The sequence below is a fragment of the Streptomyces montanus genome, assembly GCF_005786655.1.
In the GTDB taxonomy this organism is placed as follows: Bacteria; Actinomycetota; Actinomycetes; order Streptomycetales; family Streptomycetaceae; genus Streptomyces; species Streptomyces sporangiiformans.
This window is the reverse complement of record NZ_VBZC01000041.1, coordinates 27,808-40,041: the sequence shown is the minus strand read 5'-3', so window position 1 is coordinate 40,041 and position 12,234 is coordinate 27,808. Positions and strand designations below refer to the sequence as shown.

The 12,234-nt window shown below is 68.1% G+C and carries 9 protein-coding genes and 2 tRNA genes; 9 read left to right on the top strand and 2 right to left on the bottom strand.

Annotation, left to right across the window (positions count from 1 at the left end):
• Nucleotides 1-60: 60 nt before the first annotated feature.
• A tRNA-Gly gene (locus FE633_RS31025) sits at nt 61-134 on the bottom strand.
• A gap of 154 nt (nt 135-288) precedes the next feature.
• Between FE633_RS31025 and FE633_RS31020 the strand changes: the two genes are divergently transcribed.
• From FE633_RS31020 to clpX, 5 genes are all read left to right on the top strand, one after another.
• A tRNA-Pro gene (locus FE633_RS31020) sits at nt 289-365 on the top strand.
• 216 nt (nt 366-581) lie between these two features.
• Nucleotides 582-1,991, top strand: a complete 1,410-nt coding sequence (gene tig, locus FE633_RS31015) for a trigger factor (protein ID WP_138048492.1) — start codon at nt 582-584, stop codon at nt 1,989-1,991.
• Between the two features lie 758 nt (nt 1,992-2,749).
• Nucleotides 2,750-3,358, top strand: coding sequence for an ATP-dependent Clp protease proteolytic subunit (locus tag FE633_RS31010; RefSeq protein ID WP_138048532.1), 609 nt, complete (start codon nt 2,750-2,752; stop codon nt 3,356-3,358).
• An 87-nt stretch (nt 3,359-3,445) separates the two neighbouring features.
• Nucleotides 3,446-4,126: an ATP-dependent Clp protease proteolytic subunit gene (locus FE633_RS31005; protein WP_119103770.1), complete on the top strand. Its 681-nt coding sequence runs from the start codon at nt 3,446-3,448 to the stop codon at nt 4,124-4,126.
• Nucleotides 4,127-4,286: 160 nt separating this feature from the next.
• Entirely contained in the window at nt 4,287-5,573 is a 1,287-nt protein-coding gene (gene clpX / locus FE633_RS31000) for an ATP-dependent Clp protease ATP-binding subunit ClpX (RefSeq protein WP_138048491.1), read from the top strand.
• Between the two features lie 74 nt (nt 5,574-5,647).
• Here the strand turns inward: clpX and FE633_RS30995 are convergent, their stop codons facing one another.
• Nucleotides 5,648-6,598, bottom strand: coding sequence for a hypothetical protein (locus FE633_RS30995; RefSeq protein ID WP_138048490.1), 951 nt, complete (start codon nt 6,596-6,598; stop codon nt 5,648-5,650).
• A gap of 136 nt (nt 6,599-6,734) precedes the next feature.
• On the opposite strand from FE633_RS30995, the gene FE633_RS30990 reads away from it, so the two are divergent.
• The 4 genes from FE633_RS30990 (at nt 6,735) to ndk (ending at nt 11,953) form a co-directional block, all read left to right on the top strand.
• Nucleotides 6,735-9,359: a valine--tRNA ligase gene (locus FE633_RS30990; protein ID WP_138048489.1), complete on the top strand. Its 2,625-nt coding sequence runs from the start codon at nt 6,735-6,737 to the stop codon at nt 9,357-9,359.
• Between the two features lie 126 nt (nt 9,360-9,485).
• Entirely contained in the window at nt 9,486-11,003 is a 1,518-nt protein-coding gene (gene folC, locus FE633_RS30985) for a bifunctional tetrahydrofolate synthase/dihydrofolate synthase (protein WP_138048488.1), read from the top strand.
• A gap of 3 nt (nt 11,004-11,006) precedes the next feature.
• Entirely contained in the window at nt 11,007-11,390 is a 384-nt protein-coding gene (locus FE633_RS30980; protein WP_138048487.1) for a DUF4233 domain-containing protein, read from the top strand.
• A gap of 149 nt (nt 11,391-11,539) precedes the next feature.
• A complete protein-coding gene (ndk, locus tag FE633_RS30975) occupies nt 11,540-11,953 on the top strand; it encodes a nucleoside-diphosphate kinase (protein WP_138048486.1) in 414 nt (137 codons plus the stop codon).
• Nucleotides 11,954-12,234 lie beyond the last annotated feature (281 nt).

Here is a 12,234-nt window from a genome sequence, read left to right as displayed (position 1 = left end):
AAACGACCCAGGGCCAGGTCGGAGGATGCTGATCATCCTCCGACCTGGCCCTGGGCCATGTGGAGCGGGCGACGGGAATCGAACCCGCGTAGCTAGTTTGGAAGACTAGGGCTCTACCATTGAGCTACGCCCGCACAGGGTGCGCCGCAGGTCAGTCGACGCGCGGCACGGAAGCATCGTAGCGGGTCGCGGGCCCTCGCCGCACACCCCGTTCCGTGCCCCCGGGGGCGCTCATGAAATGCGGGAGCCGCACTGCCTGCGGGCATGTACCCTACGTGTCGCACCGAACGGGGTGTGGCGCAGCTTGGTAGCGCGTCCGCTTTGGGAGCGGAAGGCCGTGGGTTCAAATCCCGCCACCCCGACCACCGGCCGGACCCGACAGGGGTCCAGTCCAGGGATCTCCGGGACCGCAAGATCGCCTTTTGGGGCGTGTACCGCCTGCGGTTACTATGCAAGCTGCGCGCCCGTGTGTCTGCACTGTCACGTCTCTCAAGGGCCGCGAATCCGCTGAGGCTCCCGCCGCACCTGGTAGAGGTCGCCAGCAGAACCCCCAAGAAGTCAGCCATCAAGGAGACCGAACCGTGAAGAGCGCCGTGGAGACCCTGAACCCGACCCGGGTTCGGCTCACTGTCGAGGTGCCCTTCGAGGAGCTCAAGGACAGCCTCGACGCGGCGTACAAGAAGATCAACCAGCAGGTCACGGTGAAGGGCTTCCGGAAGGGCAAGATTCCGGCGCGCGTCATCGACCAGCGGTTCGGTCGCGGTGCGGTTCTGGAGGAGGCGGTCAACGACGCGCTTCCGAAGTTCTACACCGACGCCGTGAACAACGCCGAGCTGAACGTCCTCGGCCAGCCCGAGGTCGACATCACGGAGCTGAAGGACGGCGAGACGCTGAACTTCACCGCCGAGGTCGACATCCGCCCGGCCATCGAGATCCCGGACTACTCCGGCATCGAGGTCGAGGTCGACGCCGTGGAGGTCAGCGACGAGGACGTCGACAAGGCCGTCACCGAGCTGCGTGAGCGCTTCGCCTCGACCTCCCCGGTCGAGCGGGCCGCCGAGGACGGCGACGTCGTGACGATCGACCTGGAGGCCAAGGTCGACGGCGAGGTCCTCGAGGACGGCGTTGCCTCCGGCGTCTCCTACACCATCGGCTCGGGCGAGCTGCTCGACGGCATCGACGACGCCGTGAAGGGCCTGGAGGCCGGTGGCGAGGCCACCTTCACCTCCGAGCTCAAGGGCGGCTCGGCGGCCGGCAAGGAGGCCGAGGTCACCGTCAAGGTCACCCAGGTCGCCGCGCGTGAGCTGCCCGAGCTGGACGACGACTTCGCGCAGCTCGCGTCGGAGTTCGACACGCTCGACGAGCTGAAGGCGGACAGCCGCCAGCGCCTCGAGAACACCAAGCAGTACGACCAGGCCACGCAGGCCCAGGAGCGTGTCCTGGAGAAGCTGCTGGAGCTGGTCGAGGTGCCCGTCCCCGAGAAGCTCCTCGAGGACGAGATCAACACCCGTAAGCACAACCTCGAGCACCACCAGCTCGGTCAGATGGGTCTCGACCTCGAGAAGTACCTGGAGATCCAGGGCAAGACGGCCGAGGAGTTCGACACCGAGACGCGCGAGGCCGCGGTCAAGGGCATCAAGACCCAGTTCGTCCTCGACGAGCTGGTCAACAAGGAGAAGCTGAACGTCAGCCAGGAGGAGCTCACCGAGCACCTCATGCGGCGTGCGGCCTCCTCCGGCATGTCCCCCGACCAGTTCGCCCAGGCGGTCGTCGAGGGCGGCCAGGTCCCGATGCTCGTCGGCGAGGTCGCCCGCGGCAAGGCCCTCGCGGTTGTCGTCGAGGCCTCGACGGTCAAGGACACGAACGGCGAGATCGTCGACCTGGACGACGAGGAAGAGGACGAGACGGAGTCCTCGTCCGAGACCGAGGCCGAGACCGGAACCGAGGCGGACGCCTCCGCCGAGGCCACCGAGGAGAAGCCCGAGGCCTGAGCCTCGGACTCCACCTGAGCAACAACGTAGAACGGGCCCAGGGACGCGACCACGCGCCCCTGGGCCCGTCGCGTCCGCTGGGTGGATCGGGGCCGTGTGCCGGTGCGCCCGCCCGTCGCCGCGGGGGCATACGGCCCTGGGCTGGTAAGTAGGCACGGGTCTCCTGAGACAACGGGCGACGACGCACCGGCACACGCCCCCTCCCGTGGTCGGGCGCCTGCGGCTGGGTGCCCCGACTCCGCCGCCTCCCGCGCGTGGGCGACTGGAGCGCGCCTTCCCGCGCGTGGGCAACTGGGGCGCGCCCTGTAGGGGCGCGGGGAACTGCGCGACCAGCCAAAACCGGGCCCGCACCCGAAGTACGAAACCCACCCACCCCCACCTCCCCCTCCCGCCCGAGGGCGACCGCGGGCACGGGGGGCCTGGGGGCGCAGCCCCCTGTTTCGGGAAGGGGTGGGGTTGGGGAAGGGAACCCGCTTGAACGCGGAGCCCCGAGCGCCCCGGTACCCCCAACGGAGGAACCCCATGCCGGGCCCGCCCAAACCTGCCGAACCCAGCGGAGCGACCTGCGCTCACAGCGAACAGTCCAAGAACCGGGATGGCACCCGCCTGCCTGCGCGTTAGGGTCCATGAGTACGAGGGCAGGGGAGTCCCCGGAGCCGCCCGACGCGGCGCGCACACGGGGCCCCAAGCCCCGGCAGAACACGTAAGACGGCCCGGCGCCGTCGTAAAGACGAGCAGGTGGATACGTGACGAATCTGATGCCTTCCGCCGCCGGCGAGCCTTCCATCGGTGGTGGCCTCGGCGACCAGGTCTACAACCGGCTGCTCGGCGAGCGGATCATTTTCCTCGGCCAGCCGGTCGACGACGACATCGCGAACAAGATCACCGCACAGCTGTTGCTCCTTGCCGCCGACCCGGACAAGGACATCTTCCTGTACATCAACAGCCCCGGCGGATCGATCACGGCCGGTATGGCGATCTACGACACCATGCAGTACATCCAGAACGACGTCGTGACCATCGCCATGGGCATGGCAGCCTCCATGGGTCAGTTCCTGCTGAGCGCGGGTACCCCGGGCAAGCGCTTCGCGCTGCCGAACGCAGAGATCCTGATTCACCAGCCCTCGGCCGGTCTCGCCGGCTCCGCGTCGGACATCAAGATCCACGCCGAGCGGCTGCTGCACACCAAGAAGCGGATGGCGGAGCTGACCGCCTTCCACACCGGCCAGACCGTGGAGCAGATCACCCGCGACTCGGACCGGGACCGCTGGTTCGACCCGCTCGAGGCCAAGGAGTACGGCCTCATCGACGACATCATGCCCACCGCTGCCGGCATGCCGGGCGGCGGCGGCACGGGGGCGGCCTAGGCCGGCGCCACGCGCTAGCCGACCCAAGGCCCCCTCCGAGCCCCCAGCCGACCGCCTCAGCCCTTTTCAGGCTCTCCAGGAGACACAGTGAACGACTTCCCCGGTAGCGGCCTCTACGCCCGCACGCAGGCCGAGTACACCGGTCCTCGCGCGGAGTCCCGCTACGTCATCCCGCGCTTCGTCGAGCGCACCTCCCAGGGTGTGCGCGAGTACGACCCGTACGCGAAGCTCTTCGAGGAGCGCGTGATCTTCCTCGGCGTGCAGATCGACGACGCCTCCGCCAACGACGTCATGGCGCAGCTGCTGTGCCTGGAGTCGATGGACCCCGACCGTGACATCTCGGTCTACATCAACAGCCCCGGTGGTTCCTTCACGGCGCTCACGGCCATCTACGACACGATGCAGTTCGTGAAGCCGGACATCCAGACGGTCTGCATGGGTCAGGCGGCCTCCGCCGCCGCGATCCTGCTCGCCGCCGGTACGCCGGGCAAGCGCATGGCGCTCCCGAACGCGCGCGTGCTGATCCACCAGCCCTACAGTGAGACGGGTCGCGGGCAGGTCTCCGACCTGGAGATCGCGGCGAACGAAATCCTGCGGATGCGCGCCCAGCTGGAGGAACTGCTGGCCAAGCACTCCACGACGCCGATCGAGAAGATCCGCGAGGACATCGAGCGCGACAAGATCCTCACCGCTGAGGACGCGCTCTCGTACGGCCTGATCGACCAGATCATTTCGACCCGGAAGATGAACAACGCGGCGGTCGCGTGACGTAGCGCTGTATCGTCAGCCGCTCCTTGGCGCGGTCCACGACAAAGTGAACCGCGCCAAGGGGGGCCCGAACGAGGGGCTCGGCAAGGTACCGTCGGACATAAGGCAGCACCAGGAGCCGCTGGACCTAGGCGTCTCCCAGGCGAAGGGGAAGCACACCGTGGCACGCATCGGTGACGGCGGCGATCTGCTCAAGTGCTCGTTCTGTGGCAAGAGCCAGAAGCAGGTCAAGAAGCTCATCGCAGGCCCCGGTGTGTATATCTGCGACGAGTGCATCGATCTCTGCAACGAGATCATCGAGGAAGAGCTCGCCGAGACGAGCGAGGTGAGGTGGGAGGAACTCCCCAAACCACGCGAGATCTACGAGTTCCTCGAGGGGTACGTCGTCGGGCAGGAGTCGGCGAAGAAGGCTCTCTCGGTCGCGGTGTACAACCACTACAAGCGGGTCCAGGCCGGTGAGAACGGCGGGGGCCAAAACCGCGACGACGCCATCGAGTTGGCGAAGTCCAACATCCTGCTCCTCGGCCCCACGGGCTCGGGCAAGACGCTGCTGGCCCAGACCCTGGCGCGCATGCTCAACGTCCCCTTCGCCATCGCGGACGCGACGGCGCTGACGGAGGCCGGGTATGTCGGCGAGGACGTCGAGAACATCCTGCTGAAGCTGATCCAGGCGGCGGACTACGACGTCAAGAAGGCCGAGACCGGGATCATCTACATCGACGAGATCGACAAGGTGGCTCGTAAGAGCGAAAACCCGTCGATCACAAGGGATGTGAGCGGCGAGGGCGTCCAGCAGGCGCTGCTCAAGATCCTGGAGGGCACGACGGCCTCGGTCCCGCCCCAGGGCGGACGCAAGCACCCTCACCAGGAGTTCATCCAAATCGACACGACGAACGTCCTGTTCATCGTGGGCGGTGCCTTCGCCGGCCTGGAGAAGATCATCGAGTCCCGAGCGGGTGCGAAGGGCATCGGCTTCGGCGCGACGATCCGCTCGAAGCGCGAGCTGGAGGAGAAGGACCAGTTCGAGGACGTCATGCCCGAGGACCTGGTCAAGTTCGGCATGATCCCGGAGTTCATCGGCCGCCTCCCGGTGATCACTTCGGTCCACAACCTGGACCGCGAGGCCCTGCTCCAGATCCTCGTCGAACCGCGCAACGCGCTGGTGAAGCAGTACCAGCGCCTCTTCGAACTCGACGGCGTGGAGCTGGACTTCGAGCGCGAGGCCCTCGAAGCGATCGCCGACCAGGCCATCCTCCGCCAGACCGGCGCCCGCGGGTTGCGCGCCATCATGGAAGAGGTCCTGCAGTCGGTGATGTACGAAGTCCCGTCCCGCAAGGACGTCGGCCGCGTCGTCATCACGCCGGACGTGGTCCTCTCGAACGTCAACCCGACCCTGATCCCACGGGACGCCCGCGGCCGCGGCTCGGGGGAGCAGAAGACGGCGTAGGCGATACGCACATACGAGGAGGGGGTGGCCCAATCTGGGCCACCCCCTCCTCGTTCGTGGTCACGCGTAGATGCTCACGCCTTGACGCGTACTTCCTTGCGGAACTTGGCCGTGATGTCGGCGGACCCGCTGAGGTCGGCGCTCTTGCCTGCCATGGCGTCGGCGAAGTCGATGTTGATGATGACGCCGAGGGTGCTGTGGTCACCCCAGATGCACACCGGCATGCTGATCTCCTTGGGGCCGGAGGCCGGGTCGCCCGACGAGGCGTCGTCGTTCTTGATCTTGGTCTCCTGGCACTTCAGGACCGCGCCGTCCAGACCGCTGGGCTTGTAGGCCTTCGGGCTGCCGACGAGCTCGCCCTCGCCCGACTTGTCCTCGGCGGCGTTCTTCTTGAGCTCCGCGAACATGGCGTCGACGACCTTCTCCGGGTCTTCGATCTCGCCGTAGACCCCCATGAACTGGAGCATCTTCATGGCCAGGGGGTTGGACTCGTCCCCGGCCTGGTAGGCCGCGTCGACGTTCTTGGCGTTCTTCACGCCGTGCTTCTCCGCTTCCTCCATGTCGCTCTTGTCGAAGCCGCCGCTCTCCGTGTCCTTGCCCTTCTTGTACTCACCACCCAGCACCGTTGCCGGAGTTGTCAGCTTGTGCGGGCCGTCGTCGGCGATGTCCGAACCGCTGCCGCCGCCCCCGCCGATCACGAAGTACGTCCCCACGGCGATCGCGGCCACGACCGCCACCGCGCCGATGATGATCCCCGTCTTCTTCTTGCCGCCGTCGGGAGCCGGAGGCTGCGGAACCCCGTAGGGCGGGGGCTGCTGGCCGTAACCGGGCTGCTGGGGCGGGGCTCCGGGAGGGGTCTGCTGTGGGTACCCGTAGCCCGGCTGCTGCGGTGGAGCCTGCTGCGGGTAGCCGTAGCCGGGCTGGGGGGCCTGCGGGGGCTGCCCGCCGTACGGGCCCGGCTGACCGTACGGTCCGGGCTGCTGGGGCTGTTGCCCGCCGTACGGGCCCGGCTGGTTGTAGCTCATCTCTGGGTTCCCCTCCAGATGCTTATGCGTTTCGAACATCCTGGCGCAGGCAGGGAGAGCGCGATGCATCGGGGGGCGCACCGTTACAGAAGAATCCCGTTTCGGGACGGGCCTGTAACACCTCTAAACTGAGCCCGTGACCGAGAACGCTCAGCAGCAGCCCACAGCGCCCATCACCGAACTGCCGACCCAGTACGCGCCGGCCGAGGTAGAGGGGAAGCTGTACGAGCGTTGGGTGGACAAGGGGTACTTCGCCGCCGACGCGAAGAGTGACAAGACCCCGTACACCATCGTCATCCCGCCGCCGAACGTCACCGGTTCGCTCCACCTGGGGCACGCCTTCCAGCACACGCTCATGGACGCCCTGACCCGCCGCAAGCGCATGCAGGGGTTCGAGTCGCTGTGGCTGCCCGGCATGGACCACGCCGGTATCGCGACGCAGAACAAGGTCGAGCAGCAGCTCGCCGAGGAAGGCAAGTCCCGCCACGACCTGGGGCGCGAGGAGTTCGTCGAGCGCGTCTGGCAGTGGAAGGAAGAGTACGGGGGCAAGATCCTCGGCCAGATGCGGCGGCTCGGGGACGGTGTCGACTGGTCGCGCGAGCGGTTCACTATGGACGAGGGCCTGTCCCGTGCCGTCCAGACCATCTTCAAGAAGCTGTACGAAGACGAGTTGATCTATCGCGCCGAGCGCATCATCAACTGGTGTCCGCGCTGCCTGACGGCCATCTCGGACATCGAGGTCGAGTACCAGGACGACGACGGCGAACTCGTCTCCATCAAGTACGGGGAGGGCGACGAGACTCTTGTCGTCGCGACCACCCGCGCCGAGACGATGCTCGGTGACACCGCCGTCGCCGTCCACCCCGACGACGAGCGCTACCGGCACCTGATCGGGAAGAGGATCAAGCTGCCTCTCACCGACCGCAGCATCCCCGTCGTCGCCGACACGCACGTCGACCCCGAGTTCGGCACCGGCGCCGTCAAGGTCACCCCGGCCCACGACCCGAACGACTTCGCCATCGGCCAGCGCCACGGCCTGGAATCCATCACGGTCATGGACGAGCGGGCGGTCATCACCGCCCACGGCCCCTTCCAGGGACTCGACCGGTTCGAGGCGCGCTCCGCCATCGTCGGCGCGCTGCGCTCGCAGGGCCGGATCGTCGCCGAGAAGCGCCCGTACGTCCACTCGGTCGGCCACTGCTCGCGCTGCAAGACCACCATCGAGCCGCGGCTGTCCATGCAGTGGTGGGTCAAGGTCGGTCCGCTCGCCAAGGCGGCGGGCGACGCGGTCCGGGACGGCCGGGTCAGGATCCACCCCGAGGACATGTCGAAGCGCTACTTCGACTGGGTCGACAACATGCACGACTGGTGCATCTCGCGGCAGTTGTGGTGGGGCCACCGGATTCCCGTCTGGTACGGGCCGGACGGCGAGGTCCGCTGCGTCGGCCCCGACGAGGAGCCGCCGAGCGGTGACGGCTGGACCCAGGACACCGACGTCCTCGACACCTGGTTCTCCTCCGGTCTGTGGCCGTTCTCCACGCTCGGCTGGCCCGAACAGACCCCGGACCTGCGGAAGTTCTACTCGACGGACGTCCTGCTGACCGGCCACGACATCATCTTCTTCTGGGTCGCCCGGATGATGATGTTCGGTCTGTACGCGATGGACGGCGAGGCCCCGTTCACGACCATCGCCCTGACCGGTCTGGTCCGCGACGAGCGCGGCAAGAAGATGTCGAAGTCCTTCGGCAACGTCGTCGACCCGCTGGACTGGATGGACACGTACGGCTCCGACGCCGTCCGCTTCACCCTGGCCCGCGGCGCCAACCCCGGTACGGACGTGCCGATCGGCGAGGACTGGGTCCAGGCGTCCCGGAACTTCGCCAACAAGATCTGGAACGCCACGCGCTTCGCACTGATGAACGGCGCGACGGTCGAGGGCCCGCTCCCGGACCCGTCCCAGATGTCGGCGACCGACCGGTGGATCCTGTCCCGCCTCAACAAGACCGTCGCCGAAGTCGACGCGTTCTACGACGACTTCCAGTTCGCCAAGCTCTCCGACGCCCTCTTCCACTTCGCGTGGGACGAGGTCTTCGACTGGTACGTCGAGCTGTCCAAGACGACGTTCAACGCGGGCGGCGCGGCCGCCGACGTCAGCAAGCGGGTCCTGGGCGAGGTCCTGGACGTCACGCTGAAGCTGCTGCACCCGGTCGTCCCGTTCGTCACGGAGACGCTCTGGACCACCCTGACGGGCGGCGAGTCCGTCGTGATCGCCGAGTGGCCGAAAGACAGCGGCTTCCGTGATACCGGCGCCGAGCGGGAGATCGAGACGCTCCAGCAGGTCATCACGGAGGTCCGCCGCTTCCGCGCCGACCAGGGCCTCCAGCCCGGCCAGCGCGTCCCGGCCCGCGTCAGCCTCGACGGGACCGCCCTGGCCCCGCACGAGGCGGCCATCCGTCAGCTGCTGCGCCTCCAGCCGGAGGGCGAGGGCTTCGCGGCGACGGCGACGCTGCCGGTCGCGGGCGCGACCGTCGCGCTCGACCTGTCCGGCACGATCGACGTGGCGGCGGAGCGCAAGCGGCTCGCCAAGGACCTGGCCGCCGCCGAGAAGGAGAAGGCCCAGGCGAACGCCAAGCTCGGCAACGAGGCGTTCCTCGCGAAGGCCCCGGACCACGTCGTGGAGAAGATCCGCACGCGCCTCGCCAAGGCGGACGAGGACATCGCGCGGATTCAGACCCAGTTGGAGCGGCTGCCGACGGCCTAGCCGGCCGTGTTGGTTGTGGCCTGACCGGTGGCCTGACCGGCCCTGGTAAGTGGTGGAAGGCGCCCGGGACCCTCGAGGTCCCGGGCGCCTTCTCCTCTTGTCGGTCGGGCTCCGTAGACTGGCCATGTGAGTGAGTTCCCCCCGCACGACAGCAGCGAGCCCGGACCATCCGACCCGTTCGACGAGATCGTCGGGGCGGAGACGGAACGCGACCCCGACCTCGCGGTGATCGAGGCAGGCAGCCGCACCCTGCGCACCCAGGGCGGTCCGCCGCAGTCCGACGTGCCCGCGCGGCCGGCCGATCCCGCAATCGACCAGGCGTTGCGCGAGGTCGAGGCCGAGCTGGCCACGCGTTGGGGCGAGACGAAGCTGGAGCCGTCCGTCGCCCGGATCGCCGCGCTGATGGACGTGCTGGGCGAGCCGCAGCGCTCGTATCCCTCGATCCACATCACGGGGACGAACGGCAAGACGTCCACGGCCCGCATGATCGAGGCGCTCCTCGGCGCCTTCGAGCTGCGCACCGGGCGGTACACCTCGCCGCACGTCCAGTCGATCACCGAGCGGATCAGCCTGGACGGCGCGCCGGTGGACGCAGAGCGGTTCATCGAGACGTACCACGACATCAAGCCGTACGTGGAGATGGTGGACGCCCAGCAGGAGTTCCGGCTCTCCTTCTTCGAGGTCCTGACGGGCATGGCGTACGCGGCGTTCGCGGACGCGCCGGTCGACGTGGCCGTCGTGGAAGTGGGGATGGGCGGCAGCTGGGACGCCACGAACGTGATCGATGCCGATGTCGCGGTCGTCACCCCCATCGACCTGGACCACACGGACCGGCTCGGCACCACGCCCGGTGAGATCGCCGCGGAGAAGGCGGGCGTCGTCAAGCAGGACGCGACCGTCATCCTGGCGCAGCAGCCGGTCGACGCGGCGCAGGTGCTGCTGAAGAAGGCCGTCGAGGTCGATGCGACGGTCGCCCGCGAGGGCTTGGAGTTCGGGGTCGTGTCGCGTCAGGTCGCCGTCGGCGGGCAGTTGCTGACGCTGCGCGGCCTCGGCGGCGAGTACGAAGAGATGTTCCTGCCGCTGCACGGGGCGTACCAGGCGCACAACGCGGCGGTGGCGCTCGCCGCCGTCGAGGCGTTCTTCGGGGTCGGGTCCCAGCGGCCCGATCCGCTCGACATCGACACGGTGCGCAAGGCCTTCGCCGCGGTCGCCTCGCCGGGCCGCCTGGAGGTCGTGCGGCGATCGCCGACCGTCGTTCTGGACGCCGCGCACAATCCGGCGGGCGCTCGCGCCACGGCCGAGGGCATCAGCGAGGTCTTCGACTTCAGCCGGCTGATCGGTGTGGTCGGGATGAGCGACGACAAGAACGTGCGGGGGCTGCTGGAGGCGTTCGAGCCGATCTTCGCCGAGGTCGTGATCACGCAGAATTCCAGCCATCGTGCGATGGACGCGGATGCGCTGGCCGCACTTGCCGTCGAGGTCTTCGGTGACGACCGCGTCCAGGTCGAGCCGCGCCTCGACGACGCCCTGGAGGCGGCGATCACGCTCGCCGAGGAGGAGGGCGAGTACGCGGGCGGGGGCGTCCTCGTCACCGGCTCCGTCATCACGGTCGGCGAGGCCCGACTGCTCCTGGGGAGGGGCTGACCTGTGCGTACGCTCTGTTCTTCGACGCTGATCGGTGAGTTCTTCGTCATCGGCTTCGCCGGACTGGTCGCCATGAAGGACCCCGGCCTGTCCATGACGACGGTCTGGACGGTCAGCGGTGTCGCGATGGTGCTGTGCGTGCTGCTGTGCGGTGTGGTGACGCGGCCGGGGGGTGTCCAGCTGGGCTGGGCCCTGCAGATCGCGTTGATCGCTTCCGGTTTCGTCGTTCCGACGATGTTCTTCCTGGGCGCGATCTTCGCCGCTCTGTGGTGGGCCTCCGTCCACTTCGGGCGGAAGGTGGACGAGGCGAAGGCGCGGTTCGCCGCGCAGGCGGAGGCCGGGGCCGAGGGCGAGGCGGAGGCGGAGACGGGAAGCAACCCGGCGTAGGCCCCTGCGGGCGGCTTCGGCGGCTTCGGTGGCTTCGGCGGCTTCTTCCCAGCGGTCGCGCTCGTCGTGGGCTGACGCTGCGTGATGCGTACTCCGACACGCCCTGTAACCTCGATCCGCCGCACATCTGTCATAGAAGGAGCCCCACCGTGAGCCAGCGCACCCTCGTCCTCCTCAAGCCCGACGCGGTCCGTCGTGGCCTGACCGGCGAGATCATCAGCCGTATCGAGCGCAAGGCCGGCTGGCAGATCACCGCGCTGGAGCTTCGCACGCTAGACCAGGAGACGCTGGAGCAGCACTACGGCGAGCACAAGGGCAAGCCCTTCTACGAGCCGCTGGTCGCCTTCATGTCCTCCGGTCCCGTGGTCGCCCTGGTCGTCGAGGGTGAGCGGGTCATCGAGGGCGTACGGGCGCTCGCGGGGCCGACCGACCCGATCGCCGCGGCTCCCGGCTCCATCCGCGGCGACTTCGGTGTGATCGTCCGAGAGAACCTGATCCACGCCTCGGACTCCGAGGAGTCCGCCGAGCGCGAGCTGAAGATCTTCTTCCCCGGCCTCGCTTAGCCCAGTCGGGTCCGTATCAAGAGCCCCGGGTGCGTAATCGTCCTGCGCACTCGGGTGAATTTTTCTGACGCCATGTCAGTCGAGGTGTGTGTCTGACCAGCGACTGTCGGAGAAATCCGGCCGCCACCTGGCATATGCGTGGCGATTGGGGGAACGCATGCCCCCAATGGCTCGTCTCCACAAGCGGGGCGGCACATCATCTGCTGACAATGGCGAAGACCCTTGCGCTGTGTTCGGACAGGCGAGACTACGATGGAAGCCTTCACGTCACAGCGCTCACA